This window comes from Calothrix sp. PCC 6303 (assembly GCF_000317435.1).
GTDB lineage: Bacteria > Cyanobacteriota > Cyanobacteriia > Cyanobacteriales > Nostocaceae > PCC-6303.
In genome coordinates, this window is the sequence record NC_019751.1 from 5,728,876 (window position 1) to 5,754,607 (window position 25,732).

General features: G+C 40.3%; 24 protein-coding genes and 1 tRNA gene. 12 read left to right on the plus strand and 13 right to left on the minus strand.

Going from position 1 to position 25,732, the window contains the following annotated elements:
- Positions 1-83: 83 nt before the first annotated feature.
- Positions 84-881, minus strand: coding sequence for a glutathione S-transferase family protein (locus CAL6303_RS23210; RefSeq protein ID WP_015200271.1), 798 nt, complete (start codon positions 879-881; stop codon positions 84-86).
- A 467-nt stretch (positions 882-1,348) separates the two neighbouring features.
- On the opposite strand from CAL6303_RS23210, the gene CAL6303_RS23215 reads away from it, so the two are divergent.
- A complete protein-coding gene (locus CAL6303_RS23215; RefSeq protein ID WP_015200272.1) occupies positions 1,349-2,203 on the plus strand; it encodes a fasciclin domain-containing protein in 855 nt (284 codons plus the stop codon).
- Positions 2,204-2,342: 139 nt separating this feature from the next.
- Here CAL6303_RS23215 and CAL6303_RS23220 read toward each other — a convergent pair whose 3' ends face one another.
- On the minus strand, positions 2,343-2,747 hold the full coding sequence (locus CAL6303_RS23220; RefSeq protein ID WP_015200273.1) for an NIL domain-containing protein: 405 nt from the start codon (positions 2,745-2,747) through the stop codon (positions 2,343-2,345).
- A gap of 245 nt (positions 2,748-2,992) precedes the next feature.
- Between CAL6303_RS23220 and CAL6303_RS23225 the strand changes: the two genes are divergently transcribed.
- Positions 2,993-3,427 carry a hypothetical protein gene (locus CAL6303_RS23225; protein ID WP_015200274.1) on the plus strand — a complete coding sequence of 145 codons (435 nt, stop codon included), beginning with the start codon at positions 2,993-2,995 and terminating at the stop codon, positions 3,425-3,427.
- A gap of 195 nt (positions 3,428-3,622) precedes the next feature.
- On the opposite strand, the gene rpe is transcribed toward CAL6303_RS23225, so the two are convergent.
- Positions 3,623-4,330, minus strand: a complete 708-nt coding sequence (gene rpe / locus CAL6303_RS23230; protein WP_015200275.1) for a ribulose-phosphate 3-epimerase — start codon at positions 4,328-4,330, stop codon at positions 3,623-3,625.
- Between the two features lie 250 nt (positions 4,331-4,580).
- Between rpe and CAL6303_RS23235 the strand changes: the two genes are divergently transcribed.
- The 3 genes from CAL6303_RS23235 (at position 4,581) to CAL6303_RS23245 (ending at position 7,799) form a co-directional block, all read left to right on the plus strand.
- On the plus strand, positions 4,581-6,161 hold the full coding sequence (locus tag CAL6303_RS23235) for a S8 family serine peptidase (protein WP_015200276.1): 1,581 nt from the start codon (positions 4,581-4,583) through the stop codon (positions 6,159-6,161).
- A 320-nt stretch (positions 6,162-6,481) separates the two neighbouring features.
- The gene (locus tag CAL6303_RS23240; protein ID WP_015200277.1) at positions 6,482-7,042 is read left to right on the plus strand and encodes an NUDIX hydrolase; all 561 of its coding nucleotides are present in this window, start codon (positions 6,482-6,484) and stop codon (positions 7,040-7,042) included.
- A gap of 484 nt (positions 7,043-7,526) precedes the next feature.
- A complete protein-coding gene (locus tag CAL6303_RS23245; protein WP_015200278.1) occupies positions 7,527-7,799 on the plus strand; it encodes a hypothetical protein in 273 nt (90 codons plus the stop codon).
- A gap of 458 nt (positions 7,800-8,257) precedes the next feature.
- On the opposite strand, the gene CAL6303_RS23250 is transcribed toward CAL6303_RS23245, so the two are convergent.
- On the minus strand, positions 8,258-8,539 hold the full coding sequence (locus CAL6303_RS23250; protein ID WP_015200279.1) for a hypothetical protein: 282 nt from the start codon (positions 8,537-8,539) through the stop codon (positions 8,258-8,260).
- 275 nt (positions 8,540-8,814) lie between these two features.
- On the opposite strand from CAL6303_RS23250, the gene CAL6303_RS23255 reads away from it, so the two are divergent.
- Positions 8,815-10,065 carry a hypothetical protein gene (locus CAL6303_RS23255; protein ID WP_015200280.1) on the plus strand — a complete coding sequence of 417 codons (1,251 nt, stop codon included), beginning with the start codon at positions 8,815-8,817 and terminating at the stop codon, positions 10,063-10,065.
- Between the two features lie 16 nt (positions 10,066-10,081).
- On the opposite strand, the gene CAL6303_RS23260 is transcribed toward CAL6303_RS23255, so the two are convergent.
- A complete protein-coding gene (locus CAL6303_RS23260; RefSeq protein WP_015200281.1) occupies positions 10,082-10,681 on the minus strand; it encodes a thioredoxin family protein in 600 nt (199 codons plus the stop codon).
- A 591-nt stretch (positions 10,682-11,272) separates the two neighbouring features.
- Here CAL6303_RS23260 and CAL6303_RS23265 point away from each other — a divergent pair.
- A complete protein-coding gene (locus CAL6303_RS23265) occupies positions 11,273-11,743 on the plus strand; it encodes a hypothetical protein (RefSeq protein WP_015200282.1) in 471 nt (156 codons plus the stop codon).
- 41 nt (positions 11,744-11,784) lie between these two features.
- On the opposite strand, the gene prmC is transcribed toward CAL6303_RS23265, so the two are convergent.
- The 4 genes from prmC to CAL6303_RS23285 all read right to left on the minus strand — a co-directional run bounded on the left by prmC (position 11,785) and on the right by CAL6303_RS23285 (position 15,570).
- Positions 11,785-12,681 carry a peptide chain release factor N(5)-glutamine methyltransferase gene (gene prmC / locus CAL6303_RS23270; protein ID WP_015200283.1) on the minus strand — a complete coding sequence of 299 codons (897 nt, stop codon included), beginning with the start codon at positions 12,679-12,681 and terminating at the stop codon, positions 11,785-11,787.
- A 262-nt stretch (positions 12,682-12,943) separates the two neighbouring features.
- Positions 12,944-13,741, minus strand: coding sequence for a Tic22 family protein (locus CAL6303_RS23275; RefSeq protein WP_015200284.1), 798 nt, complete (start codon positions 13,739-13,741; stop codon positions 12,944-12,946).
- 672 nt (positions 13,742-14,413) lie between these two features.
- Positions 14,414-14,487, minus strand: a tRNA-Pro gene (locus CAL6303_RS23280).
- Positions 14,488-15,024: 537 nt separating this feature from the next.
- Positions 15,025-15,570: a GNAT family N-acetyltransferase gene (locus CAL6303_RS23285; RefSeq protein ID WP_015200285.1), complete on the minus strand. Its 546-nt coding sequence runs from the start codon at positions 15,568-15,570 to the stop codon at positions 15,025-15,027.
- A 278-nt stretch (positions 15,571-15,848) separates the two neighbouring features.
- Between CAL6303_RS23285 and CAL6303_RS23290 the strand changes: the two genes are divergently transcribed.
- Positions 15,849-16,568, plus strand: coding sequence for a hypothetical protein (locus tag CAL6303_RS23290; protein ID WP_041739901.1), 720 nt, complete (start codon positions 15,849-15,851; stop codon positions 16,566-16,568).
- 63 nt (positions 16,569-16,631) lie between these two features.
- A complete protein-coding gene (locus tag CAL6303_RS23295) occupies positions 16,632-17,567 on the plus strand; it encodes an alpha/beta fold hydrolase (RefSeq protein ID WP_015200287.1) in 936 nt (311 codons plus the stop codon).
- Between the two features lie 90 nt (positions 17,568-17,657).
- On the opposite strand, the gene tsaD is transcribed toward CAL6303_RS23295, so the two are convergent.
- Positions 17,658-18,701: a tRNA (adenosine(37)-N6)-threonylcarbamoyltransferase complex transferase subunit TsaD gene (gene tsaD, locus CAL6303_RS23300; protein ID WP_041740876.1), complete on the minus strand. Its 1,044-nt coding sequence runs from the start codon at positions 18,699-18,701 to the stop codon at positions 17,658-17,660.
- A gap of 529 nt (positions 18,702-19,230) precedes the next feature.
- Here tsaD and CAL6303_RS23305 point away from each other — a divergent pair.
- From CAL6303_RS23305 to CAL6303_RS23315, 3 genes are all read left to right on the plus strand, one after another.
- Positions 19,231-19,725, plus strand: coding sequence for a photosystem I reaction center protein PsaF subunit III (locus CAL6303_RS23305; RefSeq protein ID WP_015200289.1), 495 nt, complete (start codon positions 19,231-19,233; stop codon positions 19,723-19,725).
- Positions 19,726-20,037: 312 nt separating this feature from the next.
- Complete coding sequence (gene psaJ / locus CAL6303_RS23310; RefSeq protein ID WP_041739903.1) at positions 20,038-20,169, plus strand: photosystem I reaction center subunit IX; 132 nt, start codon at positions 20,038-20,040, stop codon at positions 20,167-20,169.
- 527 nt (positions 20,170-20,696) lie between these two features.
- Complete coding sequence (locus CAL6303_RS23315) at positions 20,697-21,170, plus strand: photosystem I reaction center subunit XI (RefSeq protein WP_015200291.1); 474 nt, start codon at positions 20,697-20,699, stop codon at positions 21,168-21,170.
- A 364-nt stretch (positions 21,171-21,534) separates the two neighbouring features.
- Here the strand turns inward: CAL6303_RS23315 and gmk are convergent, their stop codons facing one another.
- The 3 genes from gmk to CAL6303_RS23330 form a co-directional block, all read right to left on the minus strand.
- Positions 21,535-22,146, minus strand: a complete 612-nt coding sequence (gmk, locus tag CAL6303_RS23320; RefSeq protein WP_041739905.1) for a guanylate kinase — start codon at positions 22,144-22,146, stop codon at positions 21,535-21,537.
- Between the two features lie 168 nt (positions 22,147-22,314).
- On the minus strand, positions 22,315-22,581 hold the full coding sequence (gene remA / locus CAL6303_RS23325) for an extracellular matrix/biofilm regulator RemA (RefSeq protein WP_015200293.1): 267 nt from the start codon (positions 22,579-22,581) through the stop codon (positions 22,315-22,317).
- A gap of 548 nt (positions 22,582-23,129) precedes the next feature.
- On the minus strand, positions 23,130-25,448 hold the full coding sequence (locus CAL6303_RS23330) for a DUF3488 and DUF4129 domain-containing transglutaminase family protein (protein ID WP_015200294.1): 2,319 nt from the start codon (positions 25,446-25,448) through the stop codon (positions 23,130-23,132).
- Positions 25,449-25,732 lie beyond the last annotated feature (284 nt).

Below are 25,732 nucleotides of genomic sequence, written 5' to 3' on the forward strand. Positions count from 1 at the left end.
GGCAATTAAAATCTGATCCCTATTGCCTACTGCCTTGTTATGATGACAATTTTCAACACCCACCTACTTATCCATCATGTAGCTTACTCAATTTGGATCGAAGTTGGTTTATCTACAGTACTAGATGTGGATCTACCAAACGAAGTTCTGCGGTATTGTAGGTAAATGCGATCGCGCCATGCAAAGAATGGGGCATAAGCGGGATTATCAGCCAATCCAGGGACACCTTTACCTTTGAGTGCATAGGGAATGTCTAAATAGTCACCTTCAGGGAATTTGAGTAATATCGATAAGCTAGCTAGGCTCAAATCGGCTAAAGTTATCTCATCACCAGTTAAATAGGGACTGCTTTCTAGAATCAAGCATACAGCTTCTAGGTCTTGTTTGAGATCAGCGATCGCGCTACTCACAGCTTCCGGACTATAACCGACTCCAAAACCCAAAACCTTAAACACATCATTGGGAACACCTTCAATCAAGCTTCTAAATATGTCCGGTGCAGTATTGGGTAACAGGGATTTTCGGAAACTTTGATCTTTACTAATAGCTGAAAATAAAGCCTTTCTTCCCTTAACTCCGATGGATTCGTCAGCCCATTCTTCCATCATTAAGGTTAAACCCCGACGCTTACTATCAACTGGTAATATTGGGCGCTCAGGATATTGTGTATCTAAGTACTTAGCTATATCCGTAGAATCTGTAATATACTTACTTCCATCTTTCAGAACAGGTACCTGTCTTTGTCCTGTCAATCGAAACAAATCAACTTGACCAATTCCTGGTGTGACTTCAATTTTACGGTAATCAAGACCCTTGTAGTCTAGAATTAAACGTACTTTTTCAGAGTACTGTGAAAGTTCAAATTGGTATAATTCCAACATTCTGATTTGCCTCTTATGTATACTTTCTAATTTTATCTAGATTTTACTTGTTTTAAATTTTTGTAGTTACAAGTTTTACCTGCTCTCTACTCGAAATATACCTCTCTGGAGGGTTGATAATCTAAATAAATCGCAAAATGTATATTATTTGACTAAGATTTACAAGTGTTAAATAGGTGCTAAATAACTATCGATAATCATGTCCAAGCAAAATAATTGAATCTAGGATTGATTAACTACCTCAGATATAGTACGTATCAAAAATCCTAATGTCAGATTCTTGAGTCTCAAATCATACGTTTACATAGCATATAAATCTCAGTGCAGATGATTGATGAGAAATTCAGTATTATTAATCAGCACAATTTTAGAATAGAAATCATATTTACCAAGTGAGATTTTATGCACGAAAAAGTGTTATAAATCTTCTATGTAGTGTGTGGAAAAAATAGGCAAATTACCATATTATGAGAGTTAACAACAGCAATTTTCTGACCAAATTAGCTGCTATCGCTGGAGTTGCAGGTATTGGTCTTCTGAGTGGTTCCCCTACTCATGCTCAGGAAAAACTCAACCCCAGTCCAAGTATTTTCACTCAATCCCCTTACAACCGGACTGAGCGAGTTCTAATTAATGTTCAATATCAACCTGCTCAACCAACAGCAGAAGCCCCAAAAGCAGCCAAAAAGAAGGGTCAGATAGCGCAAAAACGCACACTCAACGATTCCCCCAAAATTCTCCAAGAATGTCCCTACAATCGTAGTGCTTGTAAAGAAACATCTGGAAGTTCAACACCTGCACCAGAAGTAACACCTACACCTGCACCCGAAGCAATACCCGCACCCGCACCAGAAGCAGCACCCACACCTAAATCACCAAGTCCATCATCTGAAGGCAACTCTCAAGGGAAGAACATAGTAGCAACAGCTGAAGCTAATGGTTCTTTTAAAACCTTAACCAAAGCCCTTAAAGCTGCGGGATTAACCGAAACTTTGGAAGGAAACGGGCCCTTTACTGTCTTCGCACCTACTGATGCTGCATTTGCCAAACTACCTAAAGATGCGCTTGCAGACTTGCTTAAACCAGAAAACAAAGAAGTCTTGGTTAAAATCCTTACCTACCACGTAGTTGGAGGTCAGGTTCTTTCATCTGATTTGAAATCTGGTGAAGTTAAAAGCTCCGAAGGTGGAGCAATTAATGTCAAAGTTGATCCTGCCACTGGTGTGACAGTAAATGATGCCAAAGTGGTTCAAGCTGACGTTAAAGCCAGCAACGGTGTAATTCACGTAATTGATAACGTGATCCTCCCCCCTGATTTGTAAACTGTAAAGCCTTAATTTATTAAGAACCTCGTAGAGACGTAGCATTGTTACGTCTCTATCGTCTTGGAATTTAATAAAAATTTTGTATCAAGTTGTACACGATACCCACAAGTTCCATTAGCCCTACGCTTGGAGACAGTTAAAGATTAGTGGAAATAGCTTGAAGTGGACATGTGGGGATACATTGCTCACAGACAATGCAACGCGATCGCGTAAAGTTTAATCTATAGGTTTCGCTGTTGAGAGTTAAAGCTTCAGTCGGACAGACTCCAGTGCATAAACCACAATGAACACACAAATCCTCATCAATGACAATTTCCCCCATTGTTAGGGACACATTTATCTGTTGCGATCGCATCCACTCAATAGCTGCATCTAATTGGTCGATATCTCCTGATAACTCTACCACTAGCTTACCAATTTGATTTGGGGCAACTTGGGCACGAATAATATTTGCTGCCACATTAAATTCTTTAGCCAATCTGTAAGTAACAGGCATTTGCACAGCACGTTTCGGAAAAGTTAGAGTTACTCGTTTTTTCACGGTTGCGTTCCGAATCTTTTTTCTGTTTTAACTTATTTAATACCCATTAACTGACTCGGTAGATCAAAATAATTACAGCAGATTTGAAATTTGTGAGGTACAAAAACAGCCTAAGCTATCGCGCATCCTTCCCTTGGTAAGGGTTGGAGAGGGGTGTACCTCATGTACCTGCAAAATACTGTAAATAGGGAAGAAAATTTAGGAATCATCTAACCCAGTACATCCTGAGAATCATAGGTTTAAACATGAAACACCTTGCCCGAATTCTACCGTTGGTTATGAGTACTTCCAAGCTCATTGCTGCTAATGCAGTTTTATCGATTTTATGCATAGTTCCAGCTTATGGCAACGAAGTCGATATTCCCAATGCCAATAATCTTACTATCGAAAGTCGAGAAGCTGGTATATTATCTACCGAACCAGCAAGCATTTCTAGTGAATGGGATAATTCAAACAACGGCACATTTAACTTTCAGCAGACACAAGAACCTATTTCACTAATCCGTGATCAAGAATGTGGCAAAATTAACCCACTAGAACTAGTGCAAAATCCAGCCTCATTTTTTCGAGAATGCCGCTCACTAGCAGACGAACTACCAATTCCAGCAACTGAACGAATTAAATATTTTGAAGTCCCTAAACTCGACTCTGGTATTCGTGTTAACCTCGGTAGGTTTTAATTTTCCCCACGAAACTTCCCAGCCTGGAGAGGGCTACGGTGGGCAGAACGCCTCTCAAAGTCCCCCTTTTTCTTGGCGAAGCCGCTCTGAAAGAGCTAGGGGGATCTACGACGATTTTGATTTTGTACAGAGATGTGTCTACACCGTAGACCCTATAGAGGGGGTGGGGAGAATTTGAATTTAAGTCTAATTTAATTAAACTTTGGCTAATTCGGGTACAGGACGCTTGCTGTTACGAATTGCGTGGATTGCCTCTTTATAGTCAGGTGTGTTGTAGACAGCAGAACCTGCAACAATTGCGTTAGCACCAGCTTCCAAAACTTGCCAAGTGTTATTAGCTTTCAATCCCCCATCAACTTCAATCCAGGGATCTAAACCACGTTCGTCACACATTTGACGCAACTGGCGAATTTTTGGAACTACAGTGGGGATGAAGCTTTGACCACCGAAACCGGGGTTAACACTCATAATTAAAACTAGGTCGCATAAATCGAGAACATTCTCAATCAAACTTAAAGGTGTTCCGGGATTAAGAACAACACCGGCTTGTTTACCAAGTTCTCTAATTAAACCAAGAGTACGGTGTAAATGAGGAGAAGCATTATGCTCACAATGTACTGAGATGATATCAGCACCTGCTTTAGCGAAATCAGCAACATATTTTTCTGGTTCCACAATCATCAAATGGACATCCAGAATTTTCTTTGTTACTGGGCGAATCGCTTCCACTACCAGAGGACCTATGGTTATATTAGGTACAAAGCGACCATCCATAACATCAACGTGAATCCAGTCTGCTCCTGCTTCATCAACAGCGCGAACTTCTTCACCTAAACGACTGAAATCAGCCGACAAAATTGATGGAGAGATTACAATGGGCTTCTTGGAAGATGTTTGGGTCATGGCTAGTGATGTTCTAAAAGGATCTTAAATCTGTATGCATTGTAACAAAATGTAAGATATTTCTCACACTTCTTAATTAATTTTATCGTACATGGGGAATGTGGGATCGGGAATTGAAAATACTTGATGGATTTCCTGAAAGGATAGGGAGTTATATAATCACTTGTACAAATAGCTGTTATATGTAGGTGCTACGAAAGCCACCTGTGACGACATATTCTTATTTTTAAACCAAATAATTATTCAAACAATGGCAAAAAAACTAACTTCGATAATTTTGGGATTAAGTGCTTCGTTGGTGAGTATCCCAGCACTAGCTTTGGTATTTGAGAGTTCTTTGGGTAATAAAGGTATTGATGTCCTGAAATTTCAAAAAGCTCCTTATAATTTGAGTGGTCAGAAAATTGCCATTGGTCAGGTGGAAATTGGTCGTCCAGGTAAGTTTGGAATTGATAAATCTGTGTCTAAAAACCGTGCAGTCTCAGTTGCCGGGGTTTTTTTACGCAATGGTCCAGCAAAGTCGAATAATGCTGTAGACCCACATGCTTATAATGTTGCAGGTGTGATGGTGGGAAGAGATAAAGCTTTTCCAGGAATTGCCCCCAATGCAAAATTGTATTCTTCGGCAGTTGGTTCTACCAAAACTCAGGCACAACCAGAAGAATGTTTGTCGGCACAGCACATAGCATTACAAAATGGTGGTGATGTTCGGGCAATTAATTTTAGTTTTGGTGAACCTTTAAATCGAGATCCACGTCCAGATGCGACTTTGGATGGCAATGCATTGTTGACATTATGTGTGGATTGGTCGAGCCGAGTACATAATGTTGTGTATGCGATCGCAGGAAACCAAGGAAAGGGTGGTATCCCCATTCCTACCGATAACTATAATGCCATCAATGTGGCTTTTTCTTCCCGTCGTAATGGCATTTTTGATAAAGTTGACGTTTCTAACTTAGCTGCCATTAGTCCAGGTACAGCAACCAGATTAGCTGGGAAAGAATTAAATTTGGGTTCCCGACGTGGTATTAGTGTTTTGGCTCCCGGTAGCAATATTCGCTTACTCAATCCCGATGGTAAGGTAAACAAAGTTACAGGTACAAGCTTTGCAGCACCTCATGTGGTGGGTACCATTGCCCTGTTGCAGGAATTTGGCGATCGCATGTTACGCAAAAAACAACCAAATTGGAATACTGCTTCCCGTCGTCATGAAGTTATGAAGGCTGTTTTACTCAATTCCACCGACAAAATCCAAGATGCTGGAAATGGTTTGCGTTTGGGAATGACAAGGACAATCATTGATAAAAGTAATCAAGATTGGTTAACTTCTGATGCTTACAAAAGTTCAAAAATCCCTTTACATGCTCAAATGGGGGCAGGACACCTAAATGCATCCCGCGCTTATCAACAATTTAGCGCCGGACAATGGCAAGCCAATCAACCTGTACCCACTTTAGGATGGGACTATGGGACAGTGGAAGCTGGGAAAACAGTAGATTATTCCCTGTCGAAATCTTTAAAGGCTAATAGTTTTGTTTCCGTCACCCTAGCTTGGGATCGGTTTGTAGAACTGAATGATAAAAACAATAATCAACAGTATGACTCTGGGGAAAGTTTTAGCGATCGCGGTCTGAATAATCTCGACTTATTCTTAGTTTCGGAAACTGGTACAACTACCATCTGTGCATCTGATAGCGACGTTGACAGCACAGAACATATTTTTTGTCCAGTCCCTAAAGCAGGTAAATATAAAATTCGTGTTCAATACCGTCAACAACTTAATCAGCCTCAACAAGAATACGCGATCGCATGGTGGACTGTTGGCGGTTAAAGAAGGCAGTAGGCAGTGGGCAGTAGGGGTGTTTTGAGATGGGGATACCCTACGGACAGCTTTTGGGGTCATCCGACTCCCAAAACGCCCTAACACACAAAAATCTGGAAGAGGGCGTGTTTCATAAATCAAACATGAGTCCTCAGCTGCTACGCAGCTAAATCCTATAAATTCAAAAATTATAACCTTTGTGGTGCGGGCAGCGTTCGATGGTTCCTGAGCCTGTCGGAACGAAGTGTACCGGAGGTCAGGACTGAGCGCTCACGGCGAAGTCTTGCCCGCTTTAGATATACAAATTAGGCGCTTAACAGCTTATATCTATGAATAAACTTAAAAAATGGACAACATTAAAATCAGAGATGGTCTTAAACCATAATTGGTGTAAAGTTCGTCAGGATGAAATTCAGCTACCAAATGGTACAATCATTGATGATTTTTTTGTTCATATTAAGCCAGATGTTGCTCTAGTTTTGGCAATCACAGAAAACCAAGAAATCATCTTTGTTCAACAGTATCGTCATGCAATAGATGATTTTTTTATTGAACTACCAGCAGGAACTTTTAACCCAGAACAAGAAAGCTCAGAAGAGGCAGCTTTGCGAGAATTGGAAGAAGAAACAGGATATATAGTCCAAGACATTCAAAAAATTGCAACCCTATACGACCGACCAAGTAAAGATACAAATAAAACCCATCTATTTTTCGCCAAAAATGCAGTTCAGCTAGGTACAAGAAAGCTAGATGTGACAGAAGAAATAAAAATTATCTTGATTCCGGTTGATCAAGTATTAGATAAAATTAATCAAGGTGAAATTTCTGTCATGGGAACAGTGACAGCGTTATTAATGGCATTAAATTTTGCCATTTACAGCAGTTTTTAGACAACACCACCACAATACCTTACAAGGGTACTCCATAGGGACAAAGCCCGCCTCCACAGGCTTGGGAATGGGTGTAGAACTTACTTTTTATATCAATTGAAAAAAAGAATACGACATACGGTAGCGCGAACAAATGTTCGCCCTCATCGACTAAACCTCGTCCATGATGAAACCCGGAGTTTTTTGAGCTATTCAAATGCGTCATTGCGACGTAAGGTAGACGCAAAGCGGCTTGTCGAAGACTAGCATAAGCCCGTAGGGCTGGCTACGCCTACTCAAAGTTTTGATGGAAAACTACAGTTCTCAAGATAGACGAGGTTTAAAATATTGATTTACATTTCTTAATTGAGAGTGGTCTAACCCCACACCTGTCAATTGTAAATAAGCGTGAAAAAATGCATAAAATTTTCGTTATACACCCTATGGAATAGATAAGATACAAATCGAATGAAGCTACTACTTATTTTCACAGGAATCTTCGACCATGGAACTTATTGAAATCCTCGCTGCTGAAAATCTGCATCCTCAGACAGAAAATGTCACCACCACTGAGCAAACGCAAAGTTCAACATTTCCAGATTTACGCTCACTGTCTGTACCTGATTACTTGATTGGATTATCAGTTTTATTACTTTTGTTAGCACTTATTTGTGAATTATTTCAAGTTGCAAAATACAAGTCAAAATCTCAAAGACTTTCTAACGTCGAATTACTAGAAAAAATTTGGAAAATGGAGGCTGCAAAGGTTAAAGAATGATCTTTGCTGTAAAAATAAATAATGCTGTTGATTTTGCTAAAGCTAAAAAGTCGAATTTATCATAAAAAATAATCCCTTTCATAATAGAAAGGGAATTACAGCAGACTTTAACTTTATGACCTACAAAAATACCTCGCCCATGCTATTATGCACTCTCCCCTGGCTAAGGGGAAAGTTGGGGAGAGGTAGATCTCATATACTTGTAAAATGCTGTGTTTTGCTCTTCTGTAAGTGTTATGCTAAACCTTACACAAAAATTCGGGATTTGTCTTTTCTTTTTAATCGCAATGCTTTTGGGTAGTTCTAATCTTGATTTTATCCCAAAGTTCAAAAATTCAAGCTTAAAAACTATATTTATTCCCAAGTAAGCATTTTGAGCATAACAAGTAATAAAAAAACAATTATTTTGATTGAAAAAAATATTCCGATGACAGATATTTGCACCCTAATTGACCCATCTAACGCTCAAAAGAAATCGTAGTTTGCGATAGGAAATACTCAGCTTCTTGCAATGCGGAAGCACCGTTTGCACCATGAACTTCTGTTCTACCTCTGCTACGTATTTCTGTTTGTTGGAAGAAAAACTTTTTGAATCCTCTTCCTCTATTAAACATACGCGATCGCCCACCAGATACTTCATCTAGTTCGTCGTCTGATAATTCGACTATCGATTCATCTAAAGATGCTTCTGACAGTTCTATTTCGGGATCTAGATTATTTGATTGAGTACGATCAAACATACTATTGCCTCTTATCTAAGTTGAGTTTTTTGTGGTTGCTAGGTGGAAAACAAAGCTTATTTACTGATAGGGGTATCTTTTTGATTTTATGCATCCCCGTAAATACCTCATGTTAGCCGTTAAAGCAGAAAGGAAAGCGCATTCGATAAGTATCCAACGGGAAAATCTGTGTGAGGTAGTAGTCAAAACATGTCTAGCTTCACAAACTTACCTGAAACTTGCAACCAAGTTGATCAAGCGTGCGTCATCCGCATCATAACTTATCAATATTTTCTATGAAATCTAAAACTACTATTTTGGCAATGCTAGGTTGCTTAACAATAGTTATTAATTCTGATCAAAATATTTTAGCTTCTACTCAAACCAAATTATCTCAAGTGCCATCTTCATGGACACGCACAGTCCCCAATATACCCAACAGCATCAGTGTGAATATTCGTCAAGATATGGCGAAACGGTTGAATCTGAAACTTGCAGATGTGCGGATTGTCAAGACAGATAAAGGAACATTTGATAGTTGTTTGAGCCTGCCATTACCGAATGAAGGATGTAACGCAGTTGGATTACCGGGTTGGGTTGTAACTGTTGTCGGAGGGAAGCAGCGTTGGTTGTATCATGCTTTTGTACCTGAAGTTAAACACAATAATTTTCGTGTTAATTGGTTAGAAAGCTTGCCTAAAGATATTAAGCAAAAAGTAATTAATAACTCTACTTCATTAAGCGCACAGCAAGGAGGAAAGTTCAAAGTTACATCTGTTGAACCAAGGGTATGGAAAAGTAACTGTTTGGAACTTTCCACAACTGGTAAGCGTTGTAATTCCACAAAAACTCTGGGATGGTTGATTACCTTGAAGAATGATAAACCAGGTTTTATGGAGCCTTCACAATGGGTATATCGCAGCGATTTAGATGGGAAGATCCTGGAATTAGATTTAGTTGCGAGTGTGGGGAATTTACCTAAAAAAACAACCATAGATATCTTGTCAGATGCCGCTAAACGCTCCCAAACTCAGCGCAATGCTTGGAAAGTTGATCAAATACAAGCTTTGCAATGGTCGAGTTATCGTGGTGGGGATGGTCCGTCTCAACCAATACAGGGAGCAGCTCCTGTCATGATTAATGCATTTGGTTGGAAAGTGCAAGTTTCATCCCTAGGGCAAAAGTGGGTGTACTATGTCACTCGTAATGGATTTGACTTGGATGCTTTCAAAAGTATACCCCCTACCCTTATTGATGCAGCGATAAAAGCTGCGGTTGCACAAACTGGCAAATCACCGAATACTTTTAATGTTCATTGGGTTGATCAGGTGACTTGGGATGATACTTGCTTAGGTATAACCATTAATAAACCAGCTTGTGCAAAAACCCCTGTTCCTGGTTGGAGGATTAATGTGATGGGACTAATACAGCAGGGTGGTGCTTCATCTGTCTTGTTTACTTTTCACAGTCGTTTAGATGGAGATGTGCGATTTAATGGTAGTAATCCTTGGCTTCCTCCTCCGGTAACTAATCCTGGTATGCGTTAAAGAGGGGAATGGGTTTTTATTGGGAAGTCACTGAATTTACAACTTGGTTGCCGTGACTACGAGGATCTTCTTGGTTATTTGGTGTTGTCACTGGTGCCGAAAATTTGGATATTTCACCTTTATTTTGAGCATAAGGAAGGGAAGAACCTGATATTAGTGCTTGGAGATTACTTGCCATAATTGTTCTGGGTTGATCTCCGATTGTCTCTGCTAGTGCTTCTCCTTTTTGATTTAGAAAAACAAAGTGGGGAATTCCATCCACACGATAACGCAGCATCTCAGGCAACCACTTGGTGTTATCAACGTTGAGCATAACAAAGTTAATTTTGTTTCCGTACTCTTTTTCTAAGGTGGCAATATCGGGTACCATTTTCTGGCAGACAGTACACCAGTTGGCATAAAATTCCACAAGGGAAGGTTTCCCGTTTGTTAGGGCAATATCATATGGTGTGGATTGTCGATCTAGTTCAGCTAGAGTTGTGGTACTGGTTTGGGTTCGTAAACCGATAAATAAAGCTGCACTCAGGACAATTGCAACCATCGCAATTAAAAAATTTCTGATACGCGAACCTGATGCTGTATTTGTTTGGGTATTAATCTGTGTGTCACCAGTCATAAGAGATTTATTGAGAATTATTAGGAATGATCTTCCCTTGTATTATCATCTGCTGGACTCAATATGCGATCGCTAGTTGCCCAGAATCACTAATTATCTGGAATATAAACTACTGCCAACCATTATTCAGCTAGGCTTTCCCATCTTAGGCAAATCACACGCATATTAAATACAGCAAATTGCATTCCAACGTCCCACATACTAAAAAATTAGAAGCTTACCATCGAATAGCCTGCCGACACAGGCTCAAATTCTCTTTACCAGAAAAAAGCTCTCATACCACAACTTCCTATAGATAATTTACATGGCAAATAAATCAAAACTAAGTCTTAAATGGAGGGGGAAACCACTCGGCTATTACTTCCAAAAGCATGATAGTTTGAAATAAGGAATATTAGAATTATCTCCCTTGAAAAATTAGTATCTTTAACAAATCTATTTGTGTCGCAAATCATTCATCCAGAATTTCTCGGAGAGCGATGTGTATGAGTTCAAACACAATTAATTGGATACTGTTTGTCAAGTGTGATATTTAGTGTTTGGACTCGGCTAGCTTGTTATCGCTTTTAGCATTCAGTTAAGGAGAATTACATGAGTCGTCTACTTTATGAAAGCTCGGTTTCATATCAAGGGTATCTCATCATTCCTTTCATCTTTCAAAAAATTGATGGTTACAATATTTACTCCTATAAATTATTGTCCGAAATTCAACACCGTAGCCAATTACACAAATCGGAAAACCCTGGTGGTATCTACGGCAGTAGTATCGAAAATATAATTGATATTGCAAAAGAGTATTTGGATAGTAATTTAGAATTTGTTAGCAAGGAAGATTTTTTTCAATCACGATACATCTATCGAAATAATTTAATCCTGATTTTACAAGAGGGCGACAGATATTATTATGATCACTATCCACCAGAATCTTTAAATAATATTGCCGCACCAAAAGTATTTAGCTCTACCTATCAGTGTATCAACTGGATTAAGCAGGGGCTGGATGGATTAAATGCCCGACGCAAGGTATGGGATTCTAGCGAAAGAAAGCGGTCAGATTTTTAAAAAATCAAGATATACAAAATGTACAGTCGATTATAGTTAAATCAACTGTACTTCTTGTTAGCGATCGCGTAACGCTCAATCCCCGCTAAATCCTGACGAATTTCGATGTTCTCATAACTACCTTGAGTTTCTAATAAACGGTAAATTGCCTCAGCCTGTCCTTGCATCATTTCCACCATCCACAAACCACCATCTTCTAGGTAAGTGGGTGCCATCTCTACTAAATGACGGATATCATCTAAACCATCAATACCCCCATCTAGTGCTAAATGTGGTTCATGATTGACAACTTCCGGCTGCAAGGTTAATACCGTCTCAGTAGGGATATATGGGGGATTGGATACCATAGCGGTTATTTTTCCCTTGAGATCAACTAAGGGTTCCCACCAAGAACCTTGGTAAAATTTAATTCGGTGTTCCAGTTGATGATCTCGCGCATTCTGTTGTGCGATCGCTAACGCATCAGAACTCACATCTACAGCATGAAAAATCGCACCAGGGAAAGCACCCGCCAACCCTAATGCGATCGCACCGCTACCTGTACCCAAATCAACCCAATTCCCTTGATTTAACCCAGGATAAAGCTTTACCCTCTCTACAGCTAAATCAATTAAAAATTCTGTTTCTGGTCGAGGAATCAGCACCGCAGGGGAAACTCTGAGCCTAAATTGCCGCCATGGTGTGATTCCCGTTATGTACTGAACTGGTAAACGTTCAGTTAATCGTTTTTTCCACAACAGCTCCAAGTCTTCAAAAGGTAGCTGTAATTCAATTTGAGGTTGGTTTTTAAAGGATTCCAACCGCAAAGCTAAACGATCTAATTCAGTCACCTCCAGTAGCAACCAATCTATTTCTGCGGGTGGAATGTCAGATGCGATCGCACTCTCTATCGCCACATTTCGCCACTCCCAAAGTCTGAAACCAGATACTACTCCCATTTTTAATTAGATATTACACCAAAGTGCTAACACTGTGTTTTTTTCGTTTTCAATAAACACCTAATCTTATCAGTAAAACGAAAGTTCAGCTTTTTTAGCCTGCTAACACAAGTTACACTCTCCGAAGCTACCATTGACAGTGCAATATGTAATCTAGACGGTGGGGTTAGCAATCAAGATTGATCAACTACATAACCTTGAAACTGAGAATGCACAGAAACCAAACAATCTTCATCTCCTGCATTCTACAACTTCTAACTCCCTACTTCTTTGGTGGTGCAGCAGTAGGTGCTTTTGGTGCGGAATTATTAGAAACTTGACGAATATATTCCCGCGCTTCTGGAGATGGGAAGAAAACTATCTGTTCAAGTCCCTTGTCGTTTTTCTGCTGCAAAGTTTGCAAAATCCTATCTACATCCACCACTTCAATACTAGCTGTGGGAGAACTAGGCTTAACTTGATTTAACAACGCATCAGCATCTTTTTTGCTGGTAAAAACTGGGATATACTCTTTTTTATCACCCAACTGAATAGGAACATAACTCTTACCAGGAGCAAATCTAACTAAGAATGTGGGTATACTTCTTAACTGTTTCACATCCTGTCCATTTGCACGCATCAACTCAGTTGCACCTTTAATCTCATTATCATCAGGTTTAAATGAGAAAAACAACTTATCGGGTTGATTTTTAGTTTGTTGCAATTTTTGATAAATAGTACCCAAAGATACAGTTGTTGCTTGCAAACTCTTAAACATTTCCACCTTTTTAGGATCTTTGTCTTTGATACTTTGCAACTCTTTAATCGATTTTTGTGCTTCTTGACGACTCATGTACACAAGAGTCATCGAACCACCTTTTTTCCCTTGATTATCAGGTAGCTGGCGACTCAATGGTGAACCTTGACCATTAGTAATCAACCATACCGGAATTTCATCTAATTTGGCTTTAATTTGCTGTTCGGGCAATGCTACTACAGGTACAACTCCACTTAATAATGTTGCTGCCAGAGTACTTCCTACCACACCAACTGTCGTGCCCCAACGAACCAATGATTTCATGACTTCTCCTAACCTTAATACTTCAACTAAGTTGAAACTTTTTTCATGAGTACATAACAATTAAATACTGTTACTTGTCTTGGCTTCAACCAATTGTTTGTACTACATTTGCTCACAGACGCTGAATTTCTGTAGATGCTTACTGCTGAACCACGATGCCATAAGCCGAAGCTTTCTCGACTTACGACAATTGTTAAATGCCATTCTATTGTCTTTCCCAATATATTCGACGGAACTTAAACATTAATCGTTCCTCAGCTTCAAACTATAAGTGTGTCTAAACCTACTAGAAGAAAATTTTCATTTTTTACTCACCATAAGCACAGTAATTTATGCCCTAGGTGACAATTTATCAACAATAACTTTATTGCTAGTTGTAACTTACCTACAAAGATATGTAAATTAGCGAAAGCTAAATCCCACTGAAAAATTTGTTAAAGTTTACTTAAATTCCCTTTAATTTCCTTAAATTTACCTAAATTTTAATTTTCTAATAGATTATATCAAAATATCTGTTTTTTCTGATGAATGAGATCTTGGGAAAATGGGAAAAGCTGTAATCTGATGCTCACAGTAAAAGTTAGCGAAATTCTGATGAACCTTGCTAACTGCCGAGAAGACTTTTTAAATTTTCTAAAAATCCTCTAAAAATCTGAAAAAACATTAAATATATCGGGATGACAGGATTCGAACCTGCGGCATCCTGCTCCCAAAGCAGGCGCGCTACCAAGCTGCGCTACATCCCGGAATGGCTAGTTTTGACGCTACATTAGTCATCATACACTAGAAATAATAGTTTGAACAACTAATTTTTGCTTTCGCTACCCATGCATCCGAAAAATGCCATCTAATATAGGTCTTTCAAAAATTAATCAGGATTTGCCAATTTCCCCCAAACTGCCGTAGCTAAAGAACTCCAGCTAAAAAATGCCCAGATGTCACTGCATCAAGGGAATCGTAGGCACTTATTATATGCCATTCGGGTAGGTTCCCAAGGAGGGCTTTACGCAATGACGGATTTTGGAACATTTATTTATTGAAATATTTATTGAAATATTACCAATGCGGTTCGGTTAGGAAGGAAAGGGTAAGAATAACACTTAATCATTTATATGCTATTGACTATAAAAGCCAATAGCTAAAAGCTAACCGCTAATAGCCATTTTTGCTAAACCGAGCCGTATTGGGAACACTTTTACAATTACCAGCCAGCATCATCTGCGTACCAAAAAAATGATTTTCAAGCACTTGATGTTCTGATTGCCAAATAATTCCGCTAGCAGTTACTGAGGGTACCAGAACATACCTTTAATTCCTTCAGGATCTGTCATAAAACCCATACCACGATAGAAGTCTACAACATGGGGGTCAGCAAAAAGCGTGACGTTGCTGATTTCTTCGCTTCTAAGTTTTTTGAGCATATATTTCATCAAAGCTTTGCCCATGCCTTTACCTTGAAAGTCTGGGTGAACTACTACATCCCAAATTGTTGCGTTAAACGCGTGGTCAGAAGTGGCCCGTGCGAAGCCAATAAGCCGCCGTTGATTTCCTCTGACTTGCCACATTGAGGCAACCAGAAAACTATGTTCAATGGCTTTCTTTACTTTTCGCAGAGGACGGCGCGACCAGCCGACAGCATCACAAAGTTCTTCAAGTTCGTAGAGGTCGATTTCGCGTTCGGTGCTGAACACTATGCGAACTTCTTTTTGAGGAGTTTCGCTGTTGCTGCTGGAATTACCAGTAGCATCAATCGTATACTCTTCACTTGGAGTTGTTTTAGGTGCTGCGTTGGTATCAGAAGTGCTAAACCAGGTTTTCCAAAAACCCATGCCAGGTGGTTCGGGTAGTAAACTATGAGTTGATCATGATTGAAATAGTGTAAATTCACATTGAGCTTCGCGTAAACTCTGAAAAACCAGGTTTGCCGAAAATTCAATTTTTATTTGCCAATTCAGGCGTGTTTTACACTAATCACTTTCAACTTTAGCACTTTGTTGTTGAGGGTTGGAGAAAATAAGCACAAGGACACAATATAAAAGTGAATTTGTACACAAATACCTATGAAAGCTTTAGTCTTGACTAAGGCAAGCGACTCTAATCACAAATGATGGCTTCTGGTCTAAAATCTTCAACGCTAGAACTGTTAAAACGCTTCAACCGGGCGTTTCCACAGTTTTATGAGCAATTTGTCAGCAGTGAAATTCAACTGCAAAATTTACGTCTGGCTTATCGCTTGTATAAAAGCAGACGCGCCGTGATCGAATTGAAACAGGAAGGGAGCAAAAGCGCCCTGCATTTTGCTTATCGGAATCAATCATTTCTCCTGAGTGACATTTTCGGTGTATTAGCTGCCTATGGGCTGACCATTCATTCCTTGAGTCTGTATGGTCAAATCAAGCCGCCAATGCTGGTATTTATTAAATTGCTTGTGTCACGAGGCAGCAACGCACTTACCGATAAAACCGCAGAAAATGTCTGTCGTGCTATCCGCGAGGCACTGGGAGGTAGGTTTGAGGTGGAAGAAATGCTGGCTGTTGAGTTTAATCTGGATGCTGGCTTAGAACAAGTACAAACTGAGTTCTACGTAGATCCGGTTTTTCATCTCCCTGCCCTTGTAATCGAAGCTGATAATCAACCAGGATTATTTTATAAAGTTATGTACGCTATTTGGCAGGAAGATCTTTTGGTAGTAAATGCTAACTTATTGGTTTGGCGGGGACGCACACGTTTGATTCTTTACCTACTTGGACCAAACGAAAGCCTGATCCCCGAATACTTAGGCAATAAAATTGCCGAAGGAGTGAGACAGCGATTACTAGGAATTTAATTTATTTGAGAATCTGTTTAACTGCTATTCAATCGCGCCCGCCCTTAGAGGTACGATAGGTATATGGCAATCACAGAAATTTTGGGCGTTCCCCACGCTTACCAGCTAACAGAGCAAAAATCCTACCCGCACACCTTAGTATTTATTCATGGTTGGCTTAATAGTCGTGAATACTGGCAGCCTGTAATCTCTCGGCTGTCGGTAGATTTTCAGTGCCTTTCTTATGATTTGAGGGGCTTTGGAGAATCTCAAGCGAAAAAAACAGCTGCCTTGTACCAGCAGGCGATACCACCAGAAAATTTATGGAATCGTGATGACAGCAGCAAGTATGAGGTAAGTCTCGATCGTCAGATCAATTCTTTTGATTCACTTCATAGCCCAGCAGCATACGCTCAAGATTTAATTCTGCTCCTACAATCTTTGAAAATTAATAGTGCTTGGTTAATTGGTCATTCCTTGGGAGGTACTATAGCTCTTTGGGCTGCTGAACAAATGCCAGAAATTATCAAGGGGGTCATCTGCATTAATTCAGGTGGTGGAATTTATCTTAAGGAAGCTTTTGAGCAATTTAGATCAGCAGGGCAGAAATTTTTGCAAGTTCGTCCCAAGTGGCTTTCCCAAGTGCCATTAATAGATTTATTGTTTACCAGGACAAGTGTTGCCCGTCCTTTAGAGCGTTGCTGGGCAAGGCAAAGGGTTATAGATTTTGTGGTGGCAGATCCAGAAGCAGCCTTGGGAGCATTATTGGAATCGACAACTGAAGAAGAAATCAATCATCTTCCACAATTGGTGTCAAAACTTCAGCAGCCAGTTTATTTTGTGGCAGGATCTGAAGACAAAGTGATGGAACCTAAGTATGTTCGACATTTAGCTAGCTTTCACCCTTTATTTAGTTATTGTGGTGATAACGTGATTGAGATTCCCGAATGTGGTCATTTGGCAATGTTGGAACAACCTGATGCCGTGGCTGGTGAAATTCGCAAGTTATTGGGAAGCTAGAAACAGGGGAGCAGGGACAGAAGAGACACCCACCGCTAACAGCCAGGGAAAAGTGTTTCTATAATTTTGAGATTATTTCCTAATCCAGATCTATTGGTAAAGTTCCATCACCTTAGTCAAGGATAGCCGGGAGTTAACTCCTAATGTTAACGGTGAGGTATTCCCTAGAAAAAGATGTTGAGAGGCAGCGCAGCCAATCATGGCGGCGTTATCGGTACAGTATTTGAGGGGTGGGAAGAAAACTTGGAGGTTATTTTTATTAACTGCGGTTTGTAAGTGCGATCGCAAACTGCTATTAGCGGCAACTCCACCACCAATGGCAATCTTATTTAAACCATAATCTAGGGCGCAGTTGATGGTTCGCTTGGTAAGCGATCGCGCTACAGTTTCCTGGAAGCTAGCGGCAATGTCAGCAACGGGAACCTCTTCACCTTTTTGCTGAAATTGCTGTACCAATCGCAATACTGCTGTTTTCAAACCGCTAAAACTCGCATCATAGCGATGGAATCCACCATTATTTGGCAATGAAACCCTGCCTTCTGGTAAAGAAAAAGCGTTGGGGTTGCCCTGTTTAGCTACTTTGTCGATCATTGGTCCACCAGGATATCCCAAGCCTAATAGCCGTGCCACTTTATCAAAAGCTTCTCCGGCAGCATCATCGCGGGTTTCTCCCAGGGTTTGATATACCCCATAGTCTTGAACGTGAATTAAGCTGGTATGCCCACCAGAAACCAGTAAACTCAGGAAAGGCGGCTGTAAATCTAGTTCACTCAAATAGGTGGCACAAATATGACCTTCTAGATGATGCACCCCAATTAAAGGTTTTTCGTGCAGCATCGCCAAAGTTTTTGCCACAGTTAATCCCACCAACAAAGCACCCACCAAACCAGGAGAACAGGTTGCCGCAATCCCATCGATATCTTGCCAACCTAATTTTGCCTGTTCCATCGCTTGAGCGATCGCGTAATTAATCACTTCCAGGTGTTGCCGTGAAGCCACCTCCGGTACAACCCCCCCATACTGCTGATGCACTGCAATTTGGGAAGCCACAAAACTACTATAAACTTCACGTTTGTTTACAATTGCCACAGCCGTTTCATCGCAACTAGTTTCAATCGCCAATACAGTCACCATATTTCTTGCTCTATCCCGCAAATTGAATTTTCCAAAATGAGTTTTTATGCTGAAAAAAATCAGCATTTTTAATTAAGAATTATTAACTTGTTTCTAGCACTTTTCGATCTTTTTTTCCCTACACCCCTACAGCAGTAAACTTTAACGCCCAAGAATAAGAAGCTTTAACTTTTATTTACTGCAACTTTACTCTGTTCGCAAGCAAAGGATATGATTACCGAAAACGCGACCAAAACCCCAGTTTTCTAAACCTAGGTATTTAGGACGCAATTCTAAGTAGTGCGAGAGCGCGCACTTGCAGCCGTAGGGCATACGGTCAAGATGCTTGCCGTTAGCGAAGCGGTGCGCTAGCGTGGGTAAATTCATCAGAATCCCTGTGTTAGCGCAGCCTGCGCGAAACAAATAGCAAGAATCTCCCGGTTTCTCCGTGGCGAATGTCCAATGCTAGTTATCCAAATCAAATCACGATTGTACAAGCCGCTTCGTTTTGTACAAAAGATTTTGTTTCGTAATAAAAGGAAACAATCCTATGCGACGCTTGTTTGCCCTGATTTTAGTGGTTAGTCTCTGGTTCAACTTTGCTCCGTCAACTTTAGCCCTCGGAGCAGATTTAGTACCTTGTAAAGACTCTCCCGCCTTCCAACAAAGAGCTAAAACAGCTCTGAATACCACTGATGACCCCAAATCTGGTCAGAAGCGTTTTGAGCGCTATTCCCAAGCTTTGTGCGGTCCTGAGGGTCTACCTCATCTAATTGTTGACGGGAGCCTCGATCATGCTGGAGATTTCTTGATCCCCAGCATTTTATTCCTATACATCGCAGGCTGGATTGGTTGGGTAGGTCGTGCCTACTTGATCGCTATTCGCAAAGGCGATTCCCCAGAAATGAAGGAAATTGTGATCGACGTTCCTTTGGCATTCCAAACAATGCTCACTGGCTTTGCTTGGCCTGCTGCGGCACTTAAAGAATTCACAACTGGTGAATTAACCGCAAAGGATACTGAAATCACTATTTCGCCACGCTAGTGGATAAATAGGGTGAATGATTTAGAGATTTCCACTGCAAAATTTTCCATAAGTTGGAAATAATTGCCCTTTGGTTATTGCCTTAGGAATTTCCTCTACTCAAATCCTCAAAGCCAACATTAGCAATAAGGTGTGGCAAAAGTAACTATCGGGATTATCTGAATTGAAAAGCTAATTTTCAAGTAGGCTATTCCATACTTTTTCTGATTTCCTTGTCGTACTGCTAATGGCGACAAATATCCCAATTTTTAGTAATTAAAAATTGGGAAGTCTTGAATTACAAACATGAATATAATCTTGGGAGATTTAAACATGGACGCTAATTTCCTCCGGTTTCTGTCAACAGCACCAGTGATGATTTTCGCTTTACTGAGTTTTACCGCTGGTTTGTTGATCGAGTTTAATCGCTTTTTTCCAGACTTACTTTTCCACCCACTACCCTAGAAACTTGCTGAAAGATTCGATCGGGAATATCTGAATTTTTCACTCTTCCCGCAGACCATAAGCCTGGGGCTAAACTAGCAAAGGGTGCCTAGGCTAAAAATATTTCAGCCTGCGGTAGACGCGGCAGCGGCTTCTATTTCAGCTACAGGCTATCCTACAGGAAGCCGTAAGTGTCTATATCCCTATAGCGATACCCTTCCAGGCTATTGATTTAAAAAGTGGGATGCTCCCAATTCGACTTAGATAATCCTAAGTATCAAAGTCAATTAATTTGAACATGAGATATCAAATTAAAACTTTGTAATATCTTTGTTGGAAATTGGAAAATTGATTTACATAATTTTAATCAACTCACTACTGTCTAATTAGTATCTAATTACCATAGTGAGTTTTTTTCATAATCAAGGCTGTAAAATAATCAAAATTAAGTTTTCTAAACAACTCATCCAAAAGTGTACTCAGCTAGATTTATCATTAAGATAAAATAAATTGCCGGAATCCTATCCATTAAGAGGCAAACGTAAAATATGACCCAGGAAGTAATTAAGCCAGCAGGACGCGATCCATTTATTGGCAACTTAGAAACGCCAATTAATAGCTCATCCACAGTTCAGTGGTTCATCAACAACTTACCTGCTTACCGCCCAGGTTTAACCCCTTTCCGTCGTGGTTTGGAAGTTGGCATGGCACATGGTTATCTACTCTTTGGACCTTTTGCTAAGTTAGGTCCACTGCGAAACGAGCCGAATGCCGATTTGGCTGGCTTATTGGCAACGATTGGATTGGTTGTAATCTTGACAATCTGCCTATCACTCTATGCCAACAGCAACCCAGACAAGCCTCTTGCCAGTGTGACAGTGCCAAAGCCACCTGATTCTTTCAACACTAAAGAAGGTTGGAATAACTTCGCTAGTGCTTTCTTAATCGGTGGTATTGGTGGTGCAGCTGTTGCTTTCTTTATTGCTGGCAACTTGGGAATCCTTCAAGGTTTAGCAGGGTAAATAAAATTTAGCCGAAACAGCAAAACTCCCACGTCTCACTTTTGTGAGACGTGTGATAAACACGAGTGAGTTTTGTTAGGTAGGGGTTGCTAAATAACTATAAAATATTTATTCATCAACCCTTTTGGGATTTTTTATCTGGGGAAAGTCCAGGGAAATAAGGTTTTGAGATTTAAAAAAGTTGCATTCAGATTTATTGGAGTAATTTTTTTACTTGGAATACTCTTAGATTATGCAAGGGATTATAGAAAAAACCTCACCATCTCTCGATTTTTGAGATGGTGGGGTTTTCATCTATGGGGATTTTATAAGAGCAAACCCATACCAAACAAAAATAATTAACTTTTGTTAAAGTATCCCGATTTTACCCACAATTCACGAAGTTGTGTAAAGCCGCTTCAATTGAATGGAGAGCGGTTTCCAAATCATCATTGACAATTTGGACATCAAATTCATTAGCAGCGCTAATTTCGGCTTGAGCACGTCCTAGACGGCGAGAAATAGCATCTTCTGGATCTTGTCCTCGTCCGCGAATGCGCTTCTCCAATTCTTCGATTGAGGGTGGAAGAATAAAAATGCTTTTGGCACTAGGAAAAGAAGCCCGAACCTTTCTCGCACCTTCGAGTTCAATTTCTAAAACTACGGATTTACCATGGTTAATTTGATTAAGCACGGCTGTGCGAGGAGTCCCGTAGTAATTGCCTGCAAACTCAGCCCACTCTAAAAACTCACCATTAGCAACCAGCTTTTCAAACTTGCTGCGGTTAATAAAGTGGTAGTGTTTGCCATCAATTTCACCTGAACGGGGTGTGCGGGTTGTCGCGGAAATCGAATAATATAGTTCCGGATGACGTGTGAGAAGCGATCGCATTAACGTACCTTTGCCGACTCCACTCGGACCTGTTAACACGATTAGCTTGCCATGAGATTGAATTTCTTTGGTAGTGGCACTCTTGATGGATAGAACTTGCATCATCCGCTCAACTTGTGAATTTAATAGACACCATCACCAGCCACGGGTAAGCTTGTTGGCTGATGACTGATGTGGTGTATGGCACGGTTTACAGAATATATTAGTCTAATTCATATCGTAATGCTGCTACAGCATAAATAGTGGTGGGAATTTTCATTCACCTGTAAATCTTTAATTATCTACAGCCTGATGGTCACGGGAAATCACAAAACGGTTTGCGACTGTTTCCGGTTGGATGGCAGAAAGTATTACATGACTCGAATCAGTAATAATTACAGCCCTAGTACGGCGACCATAAGTGGCATCTACTAATTGACCGCGATCGCGTGCATCAGTAATGATGCGTTTGATGGGAGCTGATTCTGGACTGACAATCGCAACGACCCGATTGCCAGATACGATGTTACCAAACCCGATATTGATGAGCTGAATCTCCATATTAAAACTGATACTAAATGCTTTGTTAGAAGCTTATAAGGAACTATTTTCCATGTTATCCCCAAAAAATGCAGTTACAACGCACTTTTTCCTGGCTTTAGCATTTGTTTTTAATTGTCATTACTTTTATTACATTTTCGTAATCATCTCTTTTCAAAATCAGACTTAAGACGTACATGGTTTTATACCTTTAGATATTGTTTTTTATTAGTAAATGAGTTAACGCCACCCTTTTTCCAGAAATTTTACTTCATACTTTGCTAATTTCATAATTACTTAAAATTCCTGTGTCTGCTTATTTTTCGGGATATATCCTCTGAAAAGTGCAAAATGTATACTTTGTACAACTAATAACGAATGTATTTGTCTATTTTCTTGTCAAGCCTATTCTTTACATTTAGGAAATTATCAAAAATTCATGAAGTAAATTCTTTTAGACAGTTAGATGTAACAGCAAAATAAACAGAAATAGGCTCAATCAAAATATGTTGAGCCTATTTTTTGCCGTTATTTTAGATGAGGGGTATCGCCCCCAGATTTAAAATGATTCAAATTTTCAAAGAATTAACCCGAAAATTACTTTCAGCCTTTAACTGTTGCCATCGTTGTTGTAACCTTTGTAAATCAGGTTTATAGCCTCCGTATCGCCAACCAACATAAGCTTGAGTAATTTCGTCAATAATTTCGGCGATGTGGGAAGGATACTGTTGATATGAAACCTGAACGTACTCTAGGGGGGTTTGGGAAGGATGTTTAGCCAGTCCTTTTTGTGCTACCCATCGCAACATATTTTGATATAGACCTTCCATAGGAGGTAGCTTATTTAAGGCTACGCGATCGCGCCAGCGATTCCACTGCTGTAAAATCAACCAACCGCCAAAACTCACCCCTGTTAAACTGACTAAGGCTTGGAGAATTCCCAACCATCCTTGGGAAAATAAATTAAAGAACCGGGCAATCAAGCCAAATATTGTCCCAAATACACCATTGAGTAGACCTGTAACTGGAGAGGGCAACCATCCTGCTACCCATTTCCAAAACTGTTGAAGAACTGTAAAGGTTTGTGTTTCTTCAATGGATGGGGGAATGACATCATGTCCAGGAATTGGATCAAAGGCAAACCAACCGTAACGCGGGAAAAATACCTCAGTCATGGCATAAGCATCCGTATTACGGACGATATACATCCCCGTGAAAGGGTTAAATTGTCCAGCACCATAACCTGCAACTAATCTCGCAGGAATACCAATAGAACGCAGCATAATTGTGAGGACGGTGGAAAAATGGTCAGGATAGCCACCTTGATGTTTAAAAAGGAATGCCTCCACCAAGTCCTCATTTTCCTCTAAAAATGGAAATTCACTGGGGTTTTCGGGTGTTGTGAAGTGCTGTTTAACGTATTGGGCTAAATAAAGGGTTTTTTCGTAGGTTGAATCTAAAGTTTTACTGGATTTAGCCACACTATTTTTACTATAGTCAGCCAAAATTTCCTCTGTACGCTGCCGCACCTTGTCCTGGATTTCTGGGGGAACTTGTAAATAATACTTACTAATTTCTGGGGGATACTTATTTTTCGCCAGATTTAGCAAAGCGCGATCGCGTTGGGGTACATCTGAGATAACTGTGTAGGTAAAACCTTCCGACAGTTCCACAGGCGATCTTAATCCCTGTTCTGGATCAACTGCTACCAGTGGCGCTGGGAAGTAAAGTTCCCTAGGGTAGGTCATAGCTGGTAAGAGGTTGGGTAAATCAGATGTCACAGTATAGGTCTGAACTACTTCCTGAGTTTTGCCTGTGATCGTATTTCTAGGTATAAAAACTTGATATGACCAAGGGGAACGGCGCAAAGTTTGGGTTTTGTCATTGCGGGAAATCTCCCAACCATTACCTGTATACTTATCAAAAGCCAAAACTCGCCAGAAACCTTCAACTTGCGATCGCACTCGCATCACAACCTTGGGTGTCATCTCACCTCGGAGATTTTGGTTGATGCGACTATTAAAGCCATAATAAAAACTCGGATCGATTTTTCCTGGTTCACCACCATTCCCACCGCTACCCGGATTTACCCCACCCTTGCCATTTCCTTTACGTACATAGCCGGGATTAATCACATTCCTGCCAGTAAAGTTACCTTGGACTTGAATGTTGCTACTAACTGGAAACATCCGTAGTTGATAACCAGGAAATCGGGGTAAAACCGCAAAAATTCCTAAACCGATGACTAAAACTACACCAAACAGCATGAAATAAGAAGGTAAAAGTCCAGATAACCTCTGGCTTTTTACCTTCTGCTTGGCTGTGCCTAAGTTAATCTCAATTAAGCCGAGTCGGGAACGGTAATCAAATACTAAAGTTGGTAATGCTACAGCTAAAAAAACTAATAATACTGGTGCAAATGCCAAAGTTTGACTTAGTGTTGCTGCCACACCAAGTAAAATTACCCCGATGACAATGGAATAGCCTAAATCCTTACGACGGGGTATATCAAAGCCGTGGAGTACTTGAAGTTGAATCAATAATTCCGCCAACGCTAACCGAGTGTCGTTAAGTTCGCCAAATAACCGCCCAAAGAAAGCACCAAGTGCAATCAACATCCCAATAGCAATACAAAATTTAACAGACACATTTCGGCTGCGGCGACGGTAATAACTCCAAGTTGTACCCGCACAACTTAGTGGTACAGCCCAAAAACTGAACCTAGTTTCAGCAGCAATATCTGTCGCTACAACACCTACAATTACCAATGCCAGCACCAGTACCCGTAATGGAATCGAATTTTCGACTTCCATCAATGGTGGCAGCATTTGTTGCTGCAAGTTGCTCCATGTTGGTAAACGCCAACGCATCCTGGAAAATTTAAACATTATTAACTGATAAAGCAGGAAGTGGATATATAAGCAAAGCGATACTTGGATGTTAAAGATACTATAAGCATCAGTTGAATTAACTACCTAAGTTCCTTTTTCACAGCTTCCCGTAGACGCTAAAGGCACTGCCCCCTAGTCAAAACTGACTTTTGCAAGTGCCTTCCTAATGACCGCTTTGTTTAAACCAAGCATAAGCTTTTTACTCAGGATCGTCATCTGAACGACTTATGTCGTGCAAGCTTCGCGCTGGCGCATGTTCAGCCCCAGGGCTGGCATTGGTA

Coding starts and splice junctions, on each gene's coding strand:
- CAL6303_RS23210 (WP_015200271.1), bottom strand. CDS start 881: ATGTTGGAATTATACCAATTTGAACTTTCACAGTACTCTGAAAAAGTA.
- CAL6303_RS23215 (WP_015200272.1), top strand. CDS start 1,349: ATGAGAGTTAACAACAGCAATTTTCTGACCAAATTAGCTGCTATCGCT.
- CAL6303_RS23225 (WP_015200274.1), top strand. CDS start 2,993: ATGAAACACCTTGCCCGAATTCTACCGTTGGTTATGAGTACTTCCAAG.
- rpe (WP_015200275.1), bottom strand. CDS start 4,330: ATGACCCAAACATCTTCCAAGAAGCCCATTGTAATCTCTCCATCAATT.
- CAL6303_RS23235 (WP_015200276.1), top strand. CDS start 4,581: ATGGCAAAAAAACTAACTTCGATAATTTTGGGATTAAGTGCTTCGTTG.
- CAL6303_RS23240 (WP_015200277.1), top strand. CDS start 6,482: ATGAATAAACTTAAAAAATGGACAACATTAAAATCAGAGATGGTCTTA.
- CAL6303_RS23245 (WP_015200278.1), top strand. CDS start 7,527: ATGGAACTTATTGAAATCCTCGCTGCTGAAAATCTGCATCCTCAGACA.
- CAL6303_RS23250 (WP_015200279.1), bottom strand. CDS start 8,539: ATGTTTGATCGTACTCAATCAAATAATCTAGATCCCGAAATAGAACTG.
- CAL6303_RS23255 (WP_015200280.1), top strand. CDS start 8,815: ATGAAATCTAAAACTACTATTTTGGCAATGCTAGGTTGCTTAACAATA.
- CAL6303_RS23260 (WP_015200281.1), bottom strand. CDS start 10,681: ATGACTGGTGACACACAGATTAATACCCAAACAAATACAGCATCAGGT.
- CAL6303_RS23265 (WP_015200282.1), top strand. CDS start 11,273: ATGAGTCGTCTACTTTATGAAAGCTCGGTTTCATATCAAGGGTATCTC.
- prmC (WP_015200283.1), bottom strand. CDS start 12,681: ATGGGAGTAGTATCTGGTTTCAGACTTTGGGAGTGGCGAAATGTGGCG.
- CAL6303_RS23275 (WP_015200284.1), bottom strand. CDS start 13,741: ATGAAATCATTGGTTCGTTGGGGCACGACAGTTGGTGTGGTAGGAAGT.
- CAL6303_RS23285 (WP_015200285.1), bottom strand. CDS start 15,570: ATGGGTTTTTGGAAAACCTGGTTTAGCACTTCTGATACCAACGCAGCA.
- CAL6303_RS23290 (WP_041739901.1), top strand. CDS start 15,849: ATGGCTTCTGGTCTAAAATCTTCAACGCTAGAACTGTTAAAACGCTTC.
- CAL6303_RS23295 (WP_015200287.1), top strand. CDS start 16,632: ATGGCAATCACAGAAATTTTGGGCGTTCCCCACGCTTACCAGCTAACA.
- tsaD (WP_041740876.1), bottom strand. CDS start 18,701: ATGGTGACTGTATTGGCGATTGAAACTAGTTGCGATGAAACGGCTGTG.
- CAL6303_RS23305 (WP_015200289.1), top strand. CDS start 19,231: ATGCGACGCTTGTTTGCCCTGATTTTAGTGGTTAGTCTCTGGTTCAAC.
- psaJ (WP_041739903.1), top strand. CDS start 20,038: ATGGACGCTAATTTCCTCCGGTTTCTGTCAACAGCACCAGTGATGATT.
- CAL6303_RS23315 (WP_015200291.1), top strand. CDS start 20,697: ATGACCCAGGAAGTAATTAAGCCAGCAGGACGCGATCCATTTATTGGC.
- gmk (WP_041739905.1), bottom strand. CDS start 22,146: ATGATGCAAGTTCTATCCATCAAGAGTGCCACTACCAAAGAAATTCAA.
- remA (WP_015200293.1), bottom strand. CDS start 22,581: ATGGAGATTCAGCTCATCAATATCGGGTTTGGTAACATCGTATCTGGC.
- CAL6303_RS23330 (WP_015200294.1), bottom strand. CDS start 25,448: ATGTTTAAATTTTCCAGGATGCGTTGGCGTTTACCAACATGGAGCAAC.